At 38.3% G+C, this 21,955-nt stretch carries 15 protein-coding genes; 6 read left to right on the top strand and 9 right to left on the bottom strand.

What is annotated here, in order from left to right; all coding sequences use genetic code 11:
- Position 1 precedes the first annotated feature (1 nt).
- Positions 2 to 448, bottom strand: coding sequence for a MarR family winged helix-turn-helix transcriptional regulator (locus AC6CHH_RS12430; RefSeq protein WP_498283310.1), 447 nt, complete (start codon positions 446 to 448; stop codon positions 2 to 4).
- A 267-nt stretch (positions 449 to 715) separates the two neighbouring features.
- On the opposite strand from AC6CHH_RS12430, the gene AC6CHH_RS12425 reads away from it, so the two are divergent.
- The gene (locus tag AC6CHH_RS12425; RefSeq protein WP_498283308.1) at positions 716 to 1,678 is read left to right on the top strand and encodes an isopenicillin N synthase family dioxygenase; all 963 of its coding nucleotides are present in this window, start codon (positions 716 to 718) and stop codon (positions 1,676 to 1,678) included.
- Positions 1,679 to 1,730: 52 nt separating this feature from the next.
- Here the strand turns inward: AC6CHH_RS12425 and AC6CHH_RS12420 are convergent, their stop codons facing one another.
- Both AC6CHH_RS12420 and AC6CHH_RS12415 read right to left on the bottom strand, forming a co-directional pair.
- Complete coding sequence (locus tag AC6CHH_RS12420; protein ID WP_498283306.1) at positions 1,731 to 2,090, bottom strand: MmcQ/YjbR family DNA-binding protein; 360 nt, start codon at positions 2,088 to 2,090, stop codon at positions 1,731 to 1,733.
- 101 nt (positions 2,091 to 2,191) lie between these two features.
- Positions 2,192 to 2,746, bottom strand: a complete 555-nt coding sequence (locus AC6CHH_RS12415) for a thioredoxin family protein (RefSeq protein ID WP_498283304.1) — start codon at positions 2,744 to 2,746, stop codon at positions 2,192 to 2,194.
- Between the two features lie 189 nt (positions 2,747 to 2,935).
- Here AC6CHH_RS12415 and dnaK point away from each other — a divergent pair, with 189 nt between their 5' ends.
- Positions 2,936 to 4,852, top strand: coding sequence for a molecular chaperone DnaK (dnaK, locus tag AC6CHH_RS12410; protein ID WP_498283302.1), 1,917 nt, complete (start codon positions 2,936 to 2,938; stop codon positions 4,850 to 4,852).
- Positions 4,853 to 5,008: 156 nt separating this feature from the next.
- Here dnaK and AC6CHH_RS12405 read toward each other — a convergent pair whose 3' ends face one another.
- The gene (locus AC6CHH_RS12405) at positions 5,009 to 5,923 is read right to left on the bottom strand and encodes a nucleotidyltransferase family protein (protein WP_498283300.1); all 915 of its coding nucleotides are present in this window, start codon (positions 5,921 to 5,923) and stop codon (positions 5,009 to 5,011) included.
- Positions 5,924 to 5,977: 54 nt separating this feature from the next.
- On the bottom strand, positions 5,978 to 7,522 hold the full coding sequence (locus tag AC6CHH_RS12400; RefSeq protein WP_498283298.1) for a helicase HerA-like domain-containing protein: 1,545 nt from the start codon (positions 7,520 to 7,522) through the stop codon (positions 5,978 to 5,980).
- A 185-nt stretch (positions 7,523 to 7,707) separates the two neighbouring features.
- On the opposite strand from AC6CHH_RS12400, the gene AC6CHH_RS12395 reads away from it, so the two are divergent.
- The 3 genes from AC6CHH_RS12395 (at position 7,708) to AC6CHH_RS12385 (ending at position 10,460) form a co-directional block, all read left to right on the top strand.
- The gene (locus tag AC6CHH_RS12395) at positions 7,708 to 8,070 is read left to right on the top strand and encodes a hypothetical protein (RefSeq protein ID WP_498283296.1); all 363 of its coding nucleotides are present in this window, start codon (positions 7,708 to 7,710) and stop codon (positions 8,068 to 8,070) included.
- 105 nt (positions 8,071 to 8,175) lie between these two features.
- The gene (locus AC6CHH_RS12390; RefSeq protein WP_498283294.1) at positions 8,176 to 9,747 is read left to right on the top strand and encodes a SulP family inorganic anion transporter; all 1,572 of its coding nucleotides are present in this window, start codon (positions 8,176 to 8,178) and stop codon (positions 9,745 to 9,747) included.
- A gap of 65 nt (positions 9,748 to 9,812) precedes the next feature.
- Positions 9,813 to 10,460 carry a carbonic anhydrase gene (locus tag AC6CHH_RS12385; protein WP_498283292.1) on the top strand — a complete coding sequence of 216 codons (648 nt, stop codon included), beginning with the start codon at positions 9,813 to 9,815 and terminating at the stop codon, positions 10,458 to 10,460.
- Positions 10,461 to 10,545: 85 nt separating this feature from the next.
- On the opposite strand, the gene AC6CHH_RS12380 is transcribed toward AC6CHH_RS12385, so the two are convergent.
- Positions 10,546 to 11,826 carry a hypothetical protein gene (locus AC6CHH_RS12380; RefSeq protein ID WP_498283290.1) on the bottom strand — a complete coding sequence of 427 codons (1,281 nt, stop codon included), beginning with the start codon at positions 11,824 to 11,826 and terminating at the stop codon, positions 10,546 to 10,548.
- Between the two features lie 93 nt (positions 11,827 to 11,919).
- Here AC6CHH_RS12380 and AC6CHH_RS12375 point away from each other — a divergent pair, with 93 nt between their 5' ends.
- Positions 11,920 to 13,590 carry a glutamine--tRNA ligase/YqeY domain fusion protein gene (locus AC6CHH_RS12375; protein WP_498283288.1) on the top strand — a complete coding sequence of 557 codons (1,671 nt, stop codon included), beginning with the start codon at positions 11,920 to 11,922 and terminating at the stop codon, positions 13,588 to 13,590.
- 162 nt (positions 13,591 to 13,752) lie between these two features.
- On the opposite strand, the gene AC6CHH_RS12370 is transcribed toward AC6CHH_RS12375, so the two are convergent.
- The 3 genes from AC6CHH_RS12370 to AC6CHH_RS12360 form a co-directional block, all read right to left on the bottom strand.
- Entirely contained in the window at positions 13,753 to 16,761 is a 3,009-nt protein-coding gene (locus tag AC6CHH_RS12370) for a protein O-mannosyl-transferase family (protein ID WP_498283286.1), read from the bottom strand.
- A 209-nt stretch (positions 16,762 to 16,970) separates the two neighbouring features.
- Positions 16,971 to 18,560 carry a SusD/RagB family nutrient-binding outer membrane lipoprotein gene (locus tag AC6CHH_RS12365; RefSeq protein WP_498283284.1) on the bottom strand — a complete coding sequence of 530 codons (1,590 nt, stop codon included), beginning with the start codon at positions 18,558 to 18,560 and terminating at the stop codon, positions 16,971 to 16,973.
- 17 nt (positions 18,561 to 18,577) lie between these two features.
- A complete protein-coding gene (locus tag AC6CHH_RS12360) occupies positions 18,578 to 21,769 on the bottom strand; it encodes a SusC/RagA family TonB-linked outer membrane protein (protein WP_498283282.1) in 3,192 nt (1,063 codons plus the stop codon).
- Positions 21,770 to 21,955: the final 186 nt, after the last annotated feature.

The raw sequence follows: 21,955 nt of genomic DNA, 5'->3' as shown, positions 1-21,955 counted from the left end.
ACTAGTGTTCAACTTGAATTTCAGGATTATATGAGCTAGCCAATTCATTTATTTTTCCCAAATTTTTAATCATGGTAGCTTTTTCACGTTCTGTAAAAAAAGAATTTAGGTAATCATTGAATTCACGAACGACATTTTTCGCAATCTTTCGTTTTTCTTTTCCTAGGTCAGTTAAATAAACCCTCACCGAGCGTTTGTCGGTCGAACTCGTTTCTCTATAAATAAACCCTAAACTCTCCAAATTGTTCAGAACTCTAGACAAAGAAGTTGTTTTCACTCCTGTAGAATTTGCAATATGAGAAACGGGTGTACCTTCAGCATGAATATTAATCAGAATATAACCAGCGGCCTGAGTAAAACCATGCTGTGAGGCTATGACATTATACTTATTAGCAACTGTCTGCCAAGCAGTCTTCAAAAAATAATCGATTGTATTAATTTGGTTCATGTTCTGGTTTAATTTTTTTTATTATGCAAGCATAACAAATTTAATAGAATGATTCGATAAAACAAATACTTTTGTATTATTTATTAAAATCATGACCTAATCGAATTAATTCATCCAGTTTTCCTACATTTTAACCAAAGTCATCTTACATTATCCATTCAATTTATTACCTGAATTATATATATTTATAAATTAGAGTGATGTTATTATCACATTCATAAAACATCTGTATCATTATTCATTTAACTTTGTATAAATTTCAGTAATATGGCAACAGTAAACATTCCTAGACTTGATTTAACACATTACACGGATGGCAGTTCTTCTGACCGCCAGCAATTTGTCCAAGACCTTGGTAAAGCTTTTAATGAAACGGGTTTTGTGACCATTGCAGGACATGGATTATCCAATGAATTAATTCAAGAATTATACAAAGTGGTTAAATCCTTTTTCGATCTACCAGAGGATTTGAAACAGAATTATGAATATCCCGAACTTGCTGGACAACGCGGTTATACCTCAAAAGGGCGTGAGAAAGCAAAGGATTCAAAAACACCCGATTTAAAAGAATTCTGGCAACGAGGTCAAACCATCTTGGATGAGCCATTTTCTAAAACCGATTTCCCAGATAACCCGGAGGTAAAGGAACTTCCGGAATTCAATCAAGTCACCGCAGAGATCTATCAAAAATTAGAAAACGCGGGACGTCAGCTATTAAGAGCAATCGCCAATTATTTAGCACTTCCTGAAGACTATTTTGAACCCTTTGTTCACAATGGAAATTCAATTCTTCGCGCCATTCATTACTTTCCAATTCAAAATCCAGAAAACTTATCTCCGGATGCGGTTCGCGCAGGCGCTCATGAAGATATCAACCTGATCACTTTGCTTATTGGAGCAAGCGCAGACGGACTTGAAGTATTAACTAAAGACGGTGTTTGGTTCCCTATTCGTGCTAAAGGTGAAGATATTGTCGTCAATGTAGGCGATATGTTGCAACGATTGACGAATAACAAATTAAAATCAACCACCCACCGAGTGGTCAACCCGCCACTTGAACTCATGAAAAGTTCCAGGTATTCTGTTCCTTTCTTTTTACACCCAAAGTCAAGCATGAGTTTAGCTAGCTTAGCATCTTGTATTGATCAGGATCACCCAAAAGCTTACCAAGACTACACTGCCGGGGAATATCTCGATGAACGGCTAAGAGAGATAGGTTTAAAAATGTAAATGTAATTCAAATTCAGAACGAACCTAAGAGATAGGTTCGTTCTGAAAAAATTTAATTGGAAATATTGTCCCTTATTTTTTTTGGCAACGATTGAACGACAAGTTCATAACTATGATCAATTAATGTATAAACCTGCTCATCTGAGAGTTCACGATTAGCAAACACCGTATTCCAATGTTGTTTATTCATATGGTAACCCGGTTTGACAGAATGTTCAAATTTTTCGCGAAGCGTTATGGCTCTTTCAGGATCACATTTGACATTAAAACTCAGTTTGTCAAACTGATCGAGACCTACCAATAAAAAGATTTTTCCTACAACTTTAAAAACCAGAGTATCAGGACCAAACGGCGTTTCTTCAGTAGTTTGGGATTTTTCAATACAATATTCACGAAGTTCTTCAATATTCATCAAGTGAATTTAATAAAAAATCGTCTATTAATTTTAAACTGCAAAAAAATAGCCGCCCAAAAAGGCAGCTATTCGTTTAATTCGTGTATTCTGAAGAATATCTATGACAATAATTCATATAATTCTTTCCGAAGTTCATCTCCTTTATCTTGATTATACCAGCGTTGGATTTGTTCCTTAATTTCTTCCATAGATTGATTCTCGGATTTAAGGGTTTCAAATATCTGTTGTAAGGCGTCTGGTCTAGGTCCCCAAACGACCTTATCATGTCCAACCTCGTTTCGTATAATTAATTTTGGTATGGATTTACCGCCATTTGTCAAATATTCATCAATCAAAAACGGTTCTACATCTCGCAGCTGAATATCGAGGTCAATTAAAGGGTTATCCTTTACGATAGAATAAATTTGTGGAACTGAATGAGCGGCATCACCACACCAAGGTTCAGTGATAACAATCCAATGTTGCGGATCCTTAATGGCCTGTACGCAAGATTTCATTTGCTCTGTTGGTTCAAATTTTTTCAACCACCTGTTCATCCGGGACCAATTTAATTTGGTATAGTTTAGATAATCTGCATCATTAGCATAAGCTGGGTAATTTTTTGTGTTGTCAATTATATCCTGGAAATATCGCAGGTACTCATCAAAAGTCATATTGGATCAATTTTTACAAAAATAAACATAATTAAATTAAAACTCAATAAATGACACAATGTCACATAGCTATGACAAATAAAGGAAGATATTACCGAATAAGTCGTGACAAACCTTAAAAAAACTCTTTGGCATAAGCGTTGTTAAATAGAAGTAAGAGTTAATATTTAAAAGAAAACACAACAAGATATGTCAAAAATTATAGGAATCGACTTAGGAACTACAAACTCATGTGTAGCCGTAATGGAAGGAAATGAGCCAGTAGTGATTGCTAACAACGAAGGAAAACGGACAACACCTTCAATTGTTGCATTTGTAGATGGTGGAGAGCGTAAAGTTGGAGATCCGGCAAAACGTCAAGCTATTACAAACCCACAAAAGACTGTTTATTCAATTAAACGTTTTATGGGTGTAAATTTTCAAGAGGCCAGCAATGAAATTGGACATGTTCCCTATAAGGTAGTTAAAGGCGACAACAATACACCGCGTGTTGAAATTGACGACCGTAAATACACCCCACAAGAAATTTCAGCAATGGTTCTTCAAAAAATGAAGAAAACAGCTGAAGATTATTTAGGTCAGGAAGTTACACGTGCGGTGATTACTGTACCAGCTTACTTTAATGATGCGCAACGCCAAGCAACCAAAGAAGCAGGCGAGATCGCGGGTCTAAAAGTGGAACGTATTATCAACGAGCCTACCGCTGCTGCATTAGCATACGGTTTGGATAAAGCGGACAAAGACATGAAAATCGTTGTTTTTGACTGTGGTGGTGGTACACATGATGTGTCTGTACTGGAATTAGGTGACGGTGTATTTGAAGTAAAAGCAACCGATGGTGATACACACCTAGGGGGAGATGACTTTGATAACGCAATCATCGGCTGGTTAGCTGAACAATTTGCAGAAGAAAACAATGGTTTTGATTTGAAAAAAGATCCTATGGCATTACAGCGTCTGAAAGAGGCTGCTGAAAAAGCTAAGATTGAATTATCAAGTACTACATCAACGGAGATCAACCTACCGTATATCACGGCAGACGCAACAGGTCCGAAACACCTAGTTCGTAACTTATCTCGTGCTAAATTTGAAGATTTGGTTAGTTCTTTAATCGAACGTACAATCGAACCTTGTCGTACGGCATTAAAAAATGCAGGATATACTACTGCAGACATCGATGAAATTATTTTAGTTGGTGGTTCTACACGTATACCTGCTATTCAGGACGCTGTGAAGAAATTCTTCTCTAAGGACCCTTCAAAGGGTGTTAATCCAGATGAAGTTGTTGCTTTAGGAGCTGCAATCCAAGGTGGTGTATTAACTGGTGAAGTTAAAGACATCTTACTCTTAGACGTTACTCCGCTTTCCTTAGGTATTGAAACTATGGGAAGTGTAATGACAAAATTAATTGAAGCCAACACGACAATCCCAACACGTAAGTCAGAGGTTTTCTCTACCGCATCGGACAACCAACCTTCAGTTGAGATCCATGTACTACAAGGTGAAAGACCAATGGCTGCTCAAAACCGTACATTGGGACGTTTTCAATTAACTGACATCCCTGCAGCGCCACGTGGTATACCTCAAATTGAAGTGGTATTTGATATCGATGCAAATGGTATCATCAAAGTATCAGCGATCGATAAGGCTACCGGTAAAGAACAAAACATTCGAATTGAAGCTTCCTCTGGTTTATCAGAAGAAGAAGTGAAAAAAATGAAACAGGAAGCAGAAGCTAATGCTGAAGCAGATAAAAAAATAAAAGAAGAGGTAGATAAATTAAATGCAGCTGATGCATTGGTATTCTCCACTGAAAAACAGTTAAAAGAGTATGGTGATAAGATTTCTGCAGAGAAAAAAGCACCAATCGAAACTGGTTTAGAAAAATTGAAAGCTGCACATGCTGCTAAAAATTTCGAAGATATCGATACAGCTTCTACTGAATTACAAAATGCATGGAATGCAGCTTCGGAAGAAATGTATGCTTCATCTCAACAAGGTGAAGGACAGCCATCCGCAGATGCAGGACAACAAGCCAACCAAGATTCTAACAAATCTTCTGGAGGTGATGACGTACAAGATGTAGATTTCGAAGAGGTAAAATAGTTCAATACATTTTTACTAGGTATGAGAAAGCTCGAGTCCAAAAATTGGATTCGAGCTTTTTCTTTCACATGACAGAATCAACAGAAGATTGACAGAATCAACAAAAAAAAGCCATCTTTATAAAGACAGCTTTCTTAAAACTTGAGTTAATAGTTTTTAGAATAGTTTTTCCGGATACACGCCATCAGCAACCAGTTGAGATATACTTTTTTGAACGATTGGTTTATCTTCAATGTAAGTAACTCCAAACCATTTAGAGTTTGTAGGAATAACTTTAAAATCTGCTAATTGATTTTTAACCATATAATCAGGAACAGAAGGAATAAAGAACTCAGACTTCGGGTTATCTCCATTTTGCTCAACAAATTTTGGAAATAAATCTAATGCAATCTCAAAAACCCTGGGCGTGAAGCCCCAAAAATTCATTGAAACACGTGAGTCAGCGGCAAGGTCATATTTTACACCCTCCTCTTCGTACACAATTTTTTTATCTCCACGCTCATCCTTATCATAATAGATGTTAGTTCGCTCAGTTACAGAGGCCATATGACCGTTCTGGTCGACTTGACAAACTCCTCTTGAAACGTAACCATAATCTGACATGGTATTCCCTACCGCAAACCCTATCAAGGCCATATGCGTATCGTCTACTTGGGTGTTTAAAAAATCAGCCATTTTTTGGAAAGCATCATACCCATAAAAGTCATCTGCATTGATGACGCAAAAAGGTCCATCTACCTGATCTTTCGCGCTTAACACGGCATGTGCAGTCCCCCATGGTTTTACCCTTTCGATATCCTTGTCAATGCCGAATTTTCTTAAATTAAAATCCTGAAAAGCGTAACTTATTTCAATTTTTCCTTGAAGTTTTTCGTCAAATTTTTCACGCATCACCTCTTCAAACTCCTCACGGATGATAAAAACTACTTTCCCAAATCCAGCACGAATTGCATCATAAATTGAATAATCAACAATGGACTCTTGGTGAGGTCCAAAACCGTCCACTTGTTTTAATGAACCGTAACGACTAGCCATTCCTGCTGCTAAAACAACCAAAGTAGGTTTTCCCATAATGTAAATTTTAGTTTTATATTATTAAATCTGTGCAAATATAGTATTTTCTGATTATCTCTTTTTAAAGATTGAATTCAGAATCCCGTTAGCAATTTTACCAAGAAGTTTTGCCCCCTCACGAGCCAATGTCCTGCTGGCCTGGGTTTTTGCGGCCTCTAATGGTGTTTGTCTAGAACTTGAAGAAGTACCCCTTTTACTCTCCTTTTCACGTTCCTCTTGCGCCAACTGCTCAGCTTGTTGCTGATCAAAAGCATTTGTTCGTTCTTCTAAAATCTCCGAGGCTGTTCGTCTTTCAACCCTTTCTTGATACTTTGCTGCGTATTCTGAATTATTCACCAATGTCGTATACAGTTCCCCTTGAGATGGTCCCATAACCGCACGTGCTGGAATTAGGTGAGTTGCAACGACCTCCGTAGGGATACCCTTATCATTTAATACAGTTACTAAAGCTTGACCTGTTCCCAAGGAGGTTAACACTTTATCGATTTCATAAAATTCAGAAGTGGGATAAGTTTTAACTGTTTTTCGAAGATTTTCAGCATCATTAGGCGTAAAAGCACGAAGTGCATGTTGAACACGATTACCCAATTGACCCAAAACCGATTCAGGAATATCCGTTGCTGCCTGGGTACAAAAGAAAACACCCACCCCTTTCGAACGAATAAGTCGAACAATTTGCTCGATTTGTGACATAAAGGTTTTAGAAGCCCCATTAAAAAGAAGATGGGCCTCGTCAAAGAAAAAGACCAATTTAGGTTTATCCAGATCACCAACCTCAGGAAGTTGTTTAAACAGTTGGGCAAGTAAACTCAACAAGAAGGTTGAAAACAACAAAGGTTGATCTTGAATATCAGAGATATTTAATAAAGAAATAACACCTCTGCCATCTACTTTTCCAAAGAGATCCTCAATTTCGAATTCCTTTTCGCCGAATATGTGATCTAGATTTTGCTGTTCAATACCTACAATTTTTCTCAAAATTGTACTAGCGCTTGAGGAACTAATCTTTCCATAGTCCGCTTTAATTTCTGCGGCACCTTGTCCTTCTGAAAGATAACTAAGCATCTTTTTTAGATCCGAAAAATCAACTACGGGGAGTTGATTGTCTTCGGCATATTTAAAGATAGCACTTAGTACTCCAGCCTGGGTATCATTCAGATCCAATATACGAGAGAGCAGCACAGGACCAAAGTCCTCCACCGTAACACGCATTGGCGCTCCCAATTTACCACTCAAAGAGAACAATTCTATAGGAAAAGCGGCGGGAACAAAAGGGATTCCAACTGCATTACCGCGTTCGATCAACGCATCATTTGTCTTTCCTGGTTCAGCGAGTCCCGAAAGGTCTCCTTTGACATCCAACATAAAAACCGGGACACCCACATCTGAGAGCTGTTCGGCCATCAATTGCAATGTACGCGTTTTACCTGTACCTGTTGCTCCGGCAATTAAACCATGACGGTTCATCATTTTTAAGGCAAGATTTACCTTTGCCTGTTCAACAATTTCACCATTTAAGATTCCAGAACCAAATTGAATATAAGGGCCCTTTGGTTTGTAAGAAGAGGTAACTTTCTCTATAAATTGTTCCTTCATAATTTAATCATCAAGATAACTTTATCCTAAAAATAGGCATAAAGATGATACCATACAATTATAAGGCCACAGCTTTATACAAAAAAGCACCTAACGTATAAAAAATCATCTTAAAGTATTTTTTTCGAAATTAAAATTCAAAAATATTTCAATTTAAAAAATTAAAATCTATTTTTGTTTAGTTTATGATTGCAAGGACACATTTATTTACAAAGGCATATAAGATATTAGCTGCAAAGCTATGTTTCTTCGTTTTCTTTACGAAGATGTTGATATCTATGACCCCTATGTTTGTGGATGTGATTGACAGTGGCACTATGCTTCAGGTCGTCATGCAATTGGAAATAGAAAACACGGCCAAGGGAGCAAATAGCAATAATGAGGATTTGCACGAAAATGGAATTAAAATTTTCAAACCTGATGCCAATGATTTCTTAAGTTATAACCCAACAATACTGGAAGCAGCGAGCGTTAAGCATTACCTTAAAAATGAAAAAAGCATTCGCATGTTTCATCCTTCCATACCTACACCGCCTCCAAACTCCTAATCTTTTTATTATCAACGTATAGTTCCTGAATACTCAGGAACGGGGCTAACTGTTATCACAGATACCCTTGTAACCTTATTTTACATAAAATTAGAACATAAAACGATGTTTGGAACTCGTATGTCTGCCTTTTTGAAAATTTCGAAAAGAGACTTAAAACATGATTTTCCAGCAAGTATAGTCGTCTTCTTGGTCGCATTACCCCTATGTCTAGGGATTGCTATGGCCTCAGGAGCCCCTTTATTTGCCGGAATCTTAACTGGAATTATTGGCGGAATTGTCGTATCGGCCATTTCAAAATCCCCCTTGAGTGTCAGCGGGCCAGCAGCTGGCTTGACCGTAATAATATTAGGAGCCATTCAAGAACTTGGTGCCTATGAAACTTTTCTTTTGGCGGTTTTACTAGCTGGTGCAATTCAATTTCTATTTGGCATACTAAAGGCTGGGATCATTGGTAATTATTTCCCGTCAGCTGTGATCCTGGGAATGTTGGCTGCAATCGGATTAACAATCATCCTAAAGCAAATTCCATTAGCCTTCGGTATTACCCAAAATGATGCCCTAGATTTTACAAATTTTAGTACAACTGGCGCATCACTATTAAGCCAAATTAATTGGGGTGCAACCCTAATCTGCGGATTATCATTGGCAATCCTTATTTATTGGCCAAGTATTAAAAAATTAAATAAAATACCAGCACCCTTAGTGGTTGTATTGGTAGGATTAGGATTAGGATACCTATTTCAAGGAACCTCCTCTGCCTTAATACCAGAACATTATGTCAGTATGCCAGTGGTTTCCTCATTTGCCGAATTCAAAAACCTGTTTATATTTCCTGACTTTAGTCAAATTTTAAACCAACAGGTTTGGATTATTGCATTCACCATTGCCATAGTAGCTAGTTTGGAAACGCTCTTGAGCATTGAGGCAATTGACAAAATTGATCCCCTCAAACGCAATACACCAACCAACAGAGAATTAATCGCGCAAGGTTTAGGAAATATGGGTAGTGGTTTATTAGGCGGATTGCCAATGACCTCGGTTATCGTAAGGTCTTCGGCCAATGTAGGTGCCGGCGGAAGAACGCGACAATCAGCCATGTTACATGGCTTGTGGTTATTAATCGCTGTACTTGTTATTCCTGGAGTGCTTAATTTAATTCCATTAGCTGCTTTGGCTGCCATTTTAATCCACACGGGTTATAAATTAGCAAAACCAATAATGTTTAAGAAGATGTATTCGAAAGGACTTGACCAGTTCATCCCTTTCACCATCACCGTAGCGGCAATTATGGTCACCGATTTATTAGTGGGTGTGGGTATTGGAATTCTGGTTGCCACCTTTTATATTTTAAAAGCCAATATGCGAAACTCTTTTCACATAAACATCAGCCAAAACCAACAAGAAGAGTCCCTAAAGGCCGTTCTTACCTTAGCAGAAGAAGTGTCTTTTTTAAACAAGGCACCTATTCAACAACAACTATATAATCTACCAAAGGGTGTAAAGTCAATCTATATTGATGGTCATAAGAGTAAATTTATAGACAAAGATGTCATTGATGTTCTCAAAGATTATGAGCTAAATGCAATCAATAAGGGGATTGCCATTGAACTTTATGAGGTCAATAGCAAACCAAGAAAAAGAAGAATAAAACAAAAAAATAAAGAGTTAGTATAAATTAATTAAAAAATGCAGAAATTTGATTGAAATTTTCATGTGACTTGCATTTAAATAGAAAAATAATGGGTAAAAAAGAACTAGAAGAAGGATTTAACAACATTATTAAAGGAAATAATTCATGGGTAGAATTTGTTTCCAAAGACACAACCGGAAGATTTGAACAATTGTCACATGGCCAAAATCCAGAAATATTATGGATTGGTTGTGCAGATAGTCGCGTCCCTGCAAATGAAATTACGGGTATGAAACCGGGCGAAGTTTTTGTACATCGGAACATCGCCAATATGTGTGTTCATTCTGACATGAGTATGCTAGCTGTACTGGATTATGCAGTCAATGTAATTAAGGTGAAACAAATTGTGGTTGCCGGACACTATGGATGTGGCGGAGTTGCTGCTTCCCTAAGCAGTCAACAATTTGGAATCATAGACAACTGGTTATGCCACATTAAAGATGTTTACCGCTTACATGCAGAAGAAATTGATTCCATAACTAATGAGGAGGAGAAAAAAAATAAACTTGTGGAATTGAATGTAAAGGAACAGGTATTCAACTTAACAACCACTTCCATTGTTCAAAACGCATGGAAAAATGGAGCCGACCTCGCTGTTCATGGCATGGTGATCGATATTGCAACCGGGAAGCTCAACAACCTGGAATGCACGTTTACCAACAACGAATCTTTAGGGAAAGTATTCGCCTATAAATAGCCAATACGTACTACCGATAATACGACAAAAAGCTCCAAGCAGGAGCTTTTTGTCATTTATAAACGAATAGATTCAATTTTCCGCCTTAATTTATAAACTTGCCATGGCTATCAATGGCCTTAGCGAAAGCGCTTGAGTATAAATCCATCATTACGGCGAATTGTCGCCTGTTAACCGGATTTTTCAAACTAAAATCACCTTTGAATTTCCGACGGACCTGCCAATCTTTTTTCACTTGAGCTTCTACTTCATCCCCCTTAAAGGAGATAAATTTAATTAAACCTAGCAGGTCACCCCATGACAAAACATCATCCCGATTATTGTCCAAGAACCATAACTGGCTTCGGGTATAAAGGTTGTTTAATACAGGTTTAATTTCCTCAAAGCGTATAGGTTCTTCCCAATTAAAAAGATACTGATCTTGAACCTGCTGTCCCAAAAAAATGCCTGTTAAATATAATTTTTGAATGGTCGTAAAATGAGGGTCATCTCCCTTAATATCCTGATATGGGATCAACCTGGCCGAAAAACTTAACAATTCAGCTTGCAATTTTCGGATATCTAGAGCTTTTGTATCTGTTTTAAAAAAGGCACAATAAGCAGCCAAAGCTCCCACAGCTTGTCCATAGGCGGCTCGAAATGCCAAAGATTCTGGGTTCTTCTGCATCATCCTCAGAAAACCTAAATCAAATACATTCTCATGCTCAAAAGCCAATAAATCCTGTAATAAGATAACATGAACTTCATCATCTATTTCAGCGGCACCCAGGCTAGTCCTGCTTAAGGGTAAAGAGAGTTGCTTTGCCGGGCTAAAAAAATTCTTTATACTATCCTTTTTAACGGGCGAACTCTCTGCATATAAATTCCCTTGAACGCTTGCATCAACTATAGATAAAACACGAAAGGTCTGTTTATTGGAGAGCGTTATTTTCCAGTCTTTTCGCCCTTTCTGGGCTTCAATGATTCTTTGATTTCTAACTAGAGTGAGATTAGGATTTTCCTCAATCATCTTCAAGATTGCATTTCTTGCGAGTATTGGACTAAAATCTCTTTTTACAATTTGTGCTAGTGAATCGTTACTGGTGTTGGATATGGCCATCTTCATCAAAAGACTCATCCAAATCCCACCGTCTAAATGCGTATTATTCTTAATTTTCAGGGGTTCTTTGGTAACCTCCTGCAGAAGCTCCTGAGCATCTCCATCAAGAACCCAAAGAGTTGGAACATTGGACTTTGCAGATTGAATTGCGGCACAAAAAGCAGTAATATCTGATCCATACACCAGCATCTTGGGTTTCTGTTTTTTTTGAGCCAATACACAAATGGGTATCAGCATTGTTAAAACAAATAATAGTTTAAATCTCATGAAACCTTAATTTAAATCGAAAATACAAAAAATTGCGGTAAGTATTCCTTAATCATACATTCAATATATCGTTGAAATAGCTAACTTTGCTACATGGTAGAAGAAGAAAAATCATTGAATTTTATTGAAGAGATCATTCAACAGGATCTTCAAGAAGGGAAAAATGACGGACGTGTATTGACCCGTTTCCCACCAGAGCCAAATGGCTATCTTCATATTGGACATGCTAAATCAATCTGCTTAAACTTTTCTTTAGCTCAGCGCTACAAGGGAAAAACAAATCTGCGTTTTGATGATACCAACCCTGTAACTGAAGATACAGAATATGTAGAGAGCATTAAAAAAGATATTCAATGGTTGGGATTCCAATGGGCCGAAGAACTGTATACCTCTGATTATTTTGACAACCTGTTTCAATTCGCTATTGAGTTAATAAACAAAGGTCTAGCGTATGTTGATGACAGCAGTGCTGAGGAAATTGCAGCGGCAAAAGGAACACCTACCGAACCCGGAGTACCAACTCCATTTAGAAATCGATCCATTTCAGAGAATCTTCAAATTTTCAATGAAATGCGTGAAGGAAAGTATAAAGATGGAGAAAAAGTATTGCGCGCTAAGATTGACCTAGCAAGCCCTAATATGCATCTGCGGGATCCACTTATTTACCGGATTAAACACGTTAATCATCACCGTACAGGTGATAAATGGTGTATTTATCCGATGTATGATTTTGCACATGGACAATCCGATTCAATTGAGAAAATCACACATTCCGTATGTACGCTGGAGTTCATACCGCATCGTCCTTTATACGACTGGTTGATCAATAAGTTAGAGATATTCCCTTCCAAACAATACGAGTTCGCACGATTAAACTTGACCTATACGGTCATGAGTAAACGTAAGTTATTGCAATTGGTAAATGAAAATTTTGTAGAAGGCTGGGATGATCCAAGAATGCCAACAATTGCAGGCTTGCGCCGTCGAGGATATAGTCCGGCCAGTATTCGTAATTTTTGTGAACGGATAGGAATTCAGAAGCGTGAAAACATGATCGACATGAGCTTGCTAGAATTCTGTGTGCGTGAAGATCTGAATAAAACCGCTTGGCGAAGGATGGCAGTTCTAGATCCTATCAAATTAGTGATCACCAACTACCCAGAGGGTTTGATCGAAGAATTAGAGGGCGAAAACAATCCAGAGGTTGAAGGTGGAGGAGGTTTCAGGAAAATCCCTTTTTCTAACGAATTATGGATTGAAAGAGACGACTTTATGGAAGATGCACCTAAGAAATTTTTCCGATTAGGGCCTGGTCTTTCGGTCCGGTTAAAACATGGATATATTGTTACTTGCGAGAGCTTCAAAAAGGATGAGAATGGAAGAGTAACAGAGGTTCATTGTCGCTATGCCCCAAATTCTAAATCTGGAGAAGACGAATCAGGAATAAAAGTAAAAGGTACAATTCATTGGGTATCCGTTAAACATGCAAAACAGGCCCAAATTAGACTATACGACCGTCTTTTTCAAATTGAAAATCCAGCTTCAGCAGATGACTTCAAACAAACCATCAACCCAGAGAGTTTACAAATCATTGATAATGCCTTCATTGAACCTGATTTAGCAAATGCAGAGTTAGGAACAGGATATCAATTTATACGACTTGGTTATTATACCCTTGATAAAAATAGCTCCAAAGAACAATTGATATTCAACAGGACCGTTACCCTAAAAGACTCGTGGGCGAAGGAAGTTAAAAAAGGATAACATGAAAAGCATGCTGGATCAAAGTCCCTGGTGCAATGCTAAAACATAGACTTTAATATACAGTCGACTAACACAATAAAGGACCAAATTCACGAGAAATTTGGTCCTTTATTGTGTATGATACCTCAACAAATTAGCATGGTTTCTTCTGGTACCAGACCATCATAACCATGCGCTTCTGTACTTCTCTTCCATATTTTTGGCCTGGGCTAACAACTTTTGATTATTAGATTCGGCGAAAATCGTGGAATATCTCTGCAGAGCCGCGAGTCCCAATTGCATTTCGTAAACATCAAAACCCATGGCTGCCCTTTTGGTAATCTCCAACTGACGAGTCAAATGCGCATCAATAGCCTTTAAGTTTTTAGCAGCAAAAATATTTGCTTTATCGAGCTCCTTAACCTTATAAAGCGTATCCACAACAGTTGCATTTAAATACGAATGCCGCATAGAGCTTATTTTTTTTGGTTGAAATTCGTATGCCTTTAACGCCAACACCTTTGCCTTGTCCATTCTGTTTTGTTTTACCAAAGCCATTAGCCCCTGTTCATAAACATGGGGCAAAATCCACCCTTGATAATAAAAATTAGAATCGGTATCAAAATGATTTAAAGAACTAATCGTTGACCATTGAAATTTATCAACAACATTGGAATAGATCTGGTCTGCATTCACTAAGCTTGGCTGATCTTCTATCTGTCCTGCCTCAATTGGCATTAATTTATAGACTAAGCCCTCTGAGGCTAAATATTTGTCCATGCCCATAAAACTAGAAGCAGGACTCATAGTTGTAAAGTAAATCGGACGCTCCCAATTATTATGAACTAAAATAGCCATTAAACTCAGTTCAGCTCTGGAAACAAAATCTTGGTTATATTCCCATTGCATATATTGAGGAATACTCGATTGCCAATCTTGTGGAACAACTTTATTTTTGATCACTGACTCTTTATCAATCTTTAATCTTAATTTCCGATTGGCAAGTACATTTTCAAATTCACCGTTTCGCATTTGAATTTGGTTTCTTTTGTCATCAGAAAGAAGAATTTGTAAAACTTGATCAAGGTCAGAGTACCCCTGAACACCTAAATCCACAACCATCAACCCATCTCTAACACCTTTCTTGACTAGATCGTAATCAAATCCCAAGGGAAGCTTTTCGGATTGGTTGACATCCGAGATGGCCTGTTTGAGATACCAATCCGATTGAAGATATCCATAATTCAAGACTCTTACATCAGTACGTATCCCTTCGACTTCTTGTAAATACCAAAGAGGAAAAGTATCGTTATCGGCATACGTAAATAGAATTGCATTCGGCTCGCAAGAATTCAATGTATTTAAAGCAACCTCTCTGGAGAGCATTCGATCTGAGCGATTATGATCAACCCAGTTTTCCTTAAGCATCCAAACGGGTCCGGCAAGGACACAAATAACACCGGCAAGGATTGAAAACGACTTGGGATTCATCCGGAGGAACCTTTGAAGATATTCAACTAGGCCAATCAACCCTAAACCAATCCATATGGCAAAAATATAGAAACTACCGGCAAAAGCATAATCCCTTTCTCGAGGTTGCTGCGGATATTGATTTAGGTAAAGTACGATAGCGATGCCTGTAAAGAAAAATAACAAACCGATCACAACGGTATCTTTTTTACTTTTACTCAATTGCCAAAGGAATCCAATAAGTCCTAGAATCAATGGAACGAAGAAATAAGTTTTTCTACTGGGGTCATCTTTGAAAGTAGACGAAAGGGCGTCAATTCCGGGGATCCTCCATCCATCAATCAGTGAAAATCCGGATATCCAGTTACCATTTGAATATTCCCCTTGCGATGGACTATCATTCTGTCGACCTGCAAAGTTCCACATAAAATACCTGCCGTACATGTGATTCAATTGATAACTAAAAAAGAATGTAAACCGATGCAGAAGACTTGGACTCTCGCCTTCCTTCAAACCTAAATATTGTCGGTAAAAGTCGCTGTGCTTCTCGCTATAAACACGCGGGAATAACACCTCTTTGTCGTACTCATATGAACCATTAGTCTTGATTTTCGTATATTTATCTTTATCTTTTCGATAGCTTACTCCTTGTGTGATTCCAACTTTTTTTGAGTCAAAGTCCGGTCCCTTAAACAAGGGCTCTGTCTGATACTGCTCTCTACTTAGATATCCCAGAAAAGAGAACGCATTATCCGGATTATAATTGTTTAAGGAAATGTTGGTCTGCGCCCTGATCATGAGCATAGCATAGGATCCAAAACCGAAGAAAATAAAACAGGTGCTCAAAATTGCAAGCTGTAGAATGGGTTTATTTCTTCTGATGGAAAAATAGATACCCCACACCAGAGTTGCAATCAATATTCCCACAAAAAGAACAATCCCAGTTCCAAATGGCAAACCCAAAGAGTTTACAAAAAACAAATCAAAATATGCAGCTATTTTAACTGAGGACTGGATAATCCCCCAAAGGATAAACCCCAATACACCTATACCAAGTAGTAGTGATTTGGTAATCCCTAACCACGAAATTTGGTTGGATTTTCGAAAATAAATCAACAAACCAATCGCCGGAATAGTCAATAGATTAAGCAGGTGCACTCCGATTGAGAGTCCCATTACATAGGCAATTAACAGCAGCCATCGGTTGGAATCCGGTTGATCTGCTCGTAAATCCCACTTTAGGGCGAGCCAAAATACACTTGCGGTACATAAAGAGGACATCGCGTAAACTTCCGATTCCACAGCTGAATACCAAAAAGTATCCGAAAAACTATAGGCAAGTGCCCCCAGCAATCCGGCAGCGAGAATCTGGATCGATTTTTCTGCTGAAGGTTCTTTCTTTTTGCAAAGAATCTTACGCGCCAAGGCTGTAATCGTCCAAAAAAGAAATGTGATGGTTAATGCGCTACAAACTCCCGAGCCAACGTTCATCCAAAAGGCAATTTTAGAAGAATCCGAAAAAGCTAGATTGGAAAATAAATTCTGGATCAAAAGAAAAAGAGGAGCTCCAGGTTGGTGGACAATTTCAAGTTTGTAGGCTGAGGCAATAAATTCACCGGTATCCCACCAACTCGTTGATTTTTCTGCGCTCAAGACATAAATCAGCAAAGCTATCGCTCCACAAGTCCAGCCCAAACTGTTGTTGGTTTTGTTGTAATTCATAATTCTCTAATTAGTAAACTAAAGGTAATTAAGAATCCCACACCATATACTGATGTTAACACAATTTAACAATGGAGATTCTCTTGGCTATCGTAGGCAAAATTAGCGCTCAAATCACCCCAGGATATATTACCCCATAAAGAATCCCCATCGTAAAACGATGGGGATTCTTTTTTTAAACGAATTCTAGTACAGAATACGCAAAGGTTTTATTTAGCAAACCAGAGCTTTTTATCAATCTCATCACCGCCCATTACACCTACAGCTGCATTCCAATTGGTCGGATTAAGCGTTTGCTGGGTAACTGGATACCTTACACGTGCGGGTATGTCTTTAGCTATAACATTTCCCGATTGTAAAGGTGTAAAGGTATAGGCCGAATTGTCATGAGGACGCTTAGCGCCTTCTCCCGGCATCAACAAAATCTCAGTTGTTGGGTATCCGGTCCTTCTGTATTCATTCCAAGATTCATCAGGATTATACATTAATGTCACATATTTCTGAGTAAGTACGGTTTCTTTACTTGCCGCAGGAAGATTACCAATAAACTCCGTAATATCAGAAGCAGGTACCGCTAAACGTTCCATGTTTGCACGAACAGCCTTTTCATAATTCTCCTGAGACCAATTATTTACCTCGCTTAAGATAAATTCCACCTCAGAATACTCCATTAAAACTTCACCACGATCGATTCTTAAATAATCTTTGGAGAAAATATTAATATTCGCTGTTGCTTGATAATACGTTTCCACCGCTGGTAAACCATAAGGCATACCTGGATAATCCGCCATATTATCAGAATCCTCATAGCCATCTTCGGTATATGCGGTAAAAGTTAAACCTTTTGGCGCCGCTACTTTATATAATCTAGGGTCAAAACCAAAATCACCAGTCACACCTTTAAGCAATTGAATAAAGGAACGATTCACCCAGAAATCGGTCCTGTTTCCCACATAAAATAATTTCCAGAAGGGGTTCGCATCGTTATTATTTTCTCCAAATGCATGTATCGCATTGTCGGCATTCGAACTAAATACGCCGCTATTTATCGCATCTTGAATCTCAGCAGCTGCACTTGGCAGTTTGTGTTTTATTCTGTTTGCAATACGCAATCTCAATGAATTGGCGAATTTTTTCCACTTTTGCTCATCACCATCGTAGATGTAATCACCACCAGCGAAAACATTTTCACCATCAACGATTTGCGCCGAGGCTTCCTTCAATTCTTTTAGTAAATCTTTATAAATCTCTTCCTCTGAAGCATATACCGGAGTTAAATATTGATCAATATTCAAAGCCTGAAAATTCGGATTATCTTTTTGTCCGTATGACCAGTATGGTACCGAACCGAAATGGGTTACCAAATTATCAAAAACATAAGCCAGCATAATGCGGGAGGCGGCAATTTGGTTATCCAAATTACCATAGTTAGACATTTGAGCAACTAATTCTGGATTCTCACATTTTTCGATTATATCCTTGTAATTATTTGCTGTACGGTATAAATCCACCCACCCATTATTGGTTTGCACATCGCGATATTGATATTTATCTTCTTCAATGTAATTGTTTTGCGCTGCATATTGCATCCAAGGCATGGACATACGCATTTGCCACCATCCGTCTCGAGTGAAGGTTAATAAATATCTGTTTGCACCAGTAAATATTGTATTTGTAGGTACAATTTCCGGCGAATTCGGATTTTCGTTTATTTCCGCTAAATCCTTTGTACAGGATGCCATCGACAAGGCAGAGAGTCCTATAACAGAAGATAATAGTATTGTTTTTATATTTTTCATATTACCAAGTCAAATTTTTAAAAATCTAGTTTTAAGTTTAATCCGAAAGTTCTAGAAGCTGGTAAGTTACCCCCTTCAAAACCTTGAATATTACCACTACCAGTGGTGGCCATTTCAGGATCAAAGTTTTTATTATCCAAACCCCATGTCGCTAAGTTTCTTGCAAAACCAGAAATGGTCGCACCTTTTATATGCATTTTATTAAGAAAATCCGAAGGAAGTTTATATCCTAAGGTTATTTCCCTTAGTTTAATGTAATCTGCATTAAAAACGTTTTGAGCGGTAGGACCAGCATAAAAATGACCGTAATAATCTGAAGCTCCAACATTTTTAGTGTTTTGGGCAGTATTTGTTACCGTGTAGGTTCCATCCTGGTTACGCGTTACATCACCAGTGACCCCTGGGGTAACAATCCCAGATTCACGGACACCGTTTGCAGCAGTTTCTTCCAATACACCTGTATAATTACCAAACATATTAGATACCGAGAAATACTTTCCTCCCTTTTGCATATCAATTAATGCAGAAAGCGTAAATGCTTTATAATTGAACGTATTGCGCCACCCTGCATTAAAATCTGGTAAAATTGACCCTAAGTTCTGTACGTCTGATGCTAAATACAAGCCGTTTGCACCCACAACCTTATTCCCTTGGTCATCAAAAATAAAATTCGAACCGTAAATTTGTCCGAATGGTTGATCCACCATCGCAATTAAAGAAGCTTTAAATGGTGCTGTAGCTATAGTCAATGTTTTCAAATCCCCAAATAATTCCGCAACTTCATTATTATTTTTTGCAAAATTAATGTTTGAAACCCATTCAAAATCATCATTACGCACGGGAACCAACGTAACCATCGCTTCAATACCCTTGTTAATCGCACGACCAGCATTCATAACTTTTGAAGAAAATCCAGTCTCCGCGCCTGTTGAAACACTCATAATTAAGTCGGTGGTTTCCTCATTGTAATAGGTAAAATCAATACCTACCCGGCTTTGAAACATCTGGGCTTCAATCCCGAATTCATAGGATTTTTTAGTCTCAGGACGCAAATCAGCATTCAATTTCGATAAACCTTTCATGAAATAGGGACTTTTTATGAAGTTGGTATTATCAAAGACCCTATTTGAATACACATCGATCAAATTGTATGGATCAGTATCGTTACCCACTTGTGACCATCCCGCACGAAGCTTACCAAAATTCAACCAGGCAGCATCTGTCAACCGAGAAAACACAAACGACCCTGTAACCGAAGGGTAGAAATAGGAGTTATTGTCTGCCGGTAAGGTTGAAGACCAGTCATTCCTCCACCCAAAATCAACAAATACCAATTCATCATATCCCGCAGAGAAATTCCCAAACACGGAATTTACACGTTTGCGACTCAACGTTGTTGAAATTGACGCCTGCTCTGCACTATTATTTATCGTATACAAACCAGGAACGATTAACCCTCCTGAGGTTGAGGCATCAGAGGAAAATCTATTTGAATTACGACGGTTCACTCCAATAAAGGAATTTAATGAAAATTTATCCCAAGTTTTATCGAAGTGTAACCTACTCTCGTAATTCATCTCAGTTATCTCACGGATATTTTCTGTGAATTCAGAAATCGCTTGCGATCCGACTGCTACCTGAGAATTAATTTTCAAGGTATAATTATCACCGTAAACATTACCCGTTAAATATAAACCTGGCATAAAATCATAACGAAGTTCTACGTTACCATAGAAACGATCCCGTTGGTCTTCGGCTGTATTTTCATTGATAATCCAATAATAATTATCCGAATATTTCGCGGCTGCATCATCCCATGAAGAACGGTTCCATGTTTTCTGCTCACCGGTGATTGTTTTATAATTTTTCAATCGGCCATAATCTAATTGAGTTTGCCCCCACTGAAACATTTTTTGACCAATTGAGTTGTTGCCATAACCTTGCTCAGGACGGTTAAAACCATTTGTACGAACGTAGTTCAAATTACCGCTAGCCGTCAATTTCTCCGAGAACTTATTATTAATGCTTAGATTAACAGTGCTTCTTTTTAGTTCCGAATTCGGCACCATACCTGACTGGCTCACATTGGATAAGGACAATCTCGCGGAGGTATTTTCGTAAGACTTGGATAAAGAAACCGAATTAGTCCAGGTTGTACCCGTTTCAAAGAATGTACGGTAATCATTTGTTGGGTAGCTCCATGGCCGGGTTTTTAAATAGTTTTCGGTATCGTTAGGATCAAAGGCATCCCAGTGCAATACCTGCTGACCGTCCAATTTTGGTCCCCAAGATTCATCTGCACCATAATCCACAAGCTTATATTCTTTACCGTTAATCATCTGAGTCGCAAAATCTGAAGAGAATCCTCCGCCATATAAACTTTGTAAATTTGGGGTAATTCCTAAATTTTCAAAAGCAACACCAGTATTCAGGGTGATTTCATCACGCCCCTGTTTCGCTCTTTTTGTCTTGATTAATACCACACCATTTGCCGCTCTAGCACCATAAAGAGCAGACGCTGGCCCACCTTTTAGAACATTCACCGATTCAACATCGTCTGGATTGATATCAAAGGCCGCATCTCCATAATCCCGGCCGCCACCACCTCGTTGGGTATTGTTCGAGTTATAATTTGAGTTATCCAAAGGAATACCATCCACGACAATCAATGGCCTATTCTCACCAGTTAACGATCCGATACCCCTCAAAACGATACGGGTTGATCCACCAAGACTGGATGAAGGCGCAGAAATTACGGCACCCGCTACATTTCCCGAAAGAGACTGCAAAGCATTACCACCTCTTGCGGCAGTCAACAGCTCTCCTTTGACTTCCTGAGTCGCGTAACCCAAAGACTTCTTGTCCCTGGAAATGCCCAATGCGGTAACCACAACCTCTTCAAGTGTCTCATCTTCAACCACAAGTTGTACATTTACAGTTGAACGGGTTCCTACGGAAACACGTTGAGTAACGTATCCGATGTACGAAAAGGATAATTCCGGACTGGCTCCTTCTGTAGAGATCGAGTAATTTCCCGAATCATCAGTTTGAGTTGCTTCAATGGAACCTACAATAGTGACTGATACGCCACTCAGTGGAGTACCGCTATCGGCCGCAGTAACCTTTCCACTCACTTGCCGACTTTGTGCAAACGACTGTCCAATCAGACAGGTTAGCACAAAAATAATACTGAGTAATTTTTGTTTCATTTGTATAATTGTTTAGTAATAGTTTGTATTTTCTGATGATTTATAAATGCACTGTGAATTCACGAATTGGCGGACACCTTTATCTTTTCATTCTTGCTTTTTCTCTTGGAGAAAAATAAAAAACAAGGCACTTTCGGAGAGTTATATATAATCATAACAACATAATTCCTTAGAGTTAAATCCTTG

This window comes from Sphingobacterium sp. GQ94 (assembly GCF_059758715.1).
Note: the sequence above shows the minus strand (reverse complement) of the source record. Positions and strands in the feature narration are given on the sequence as shown.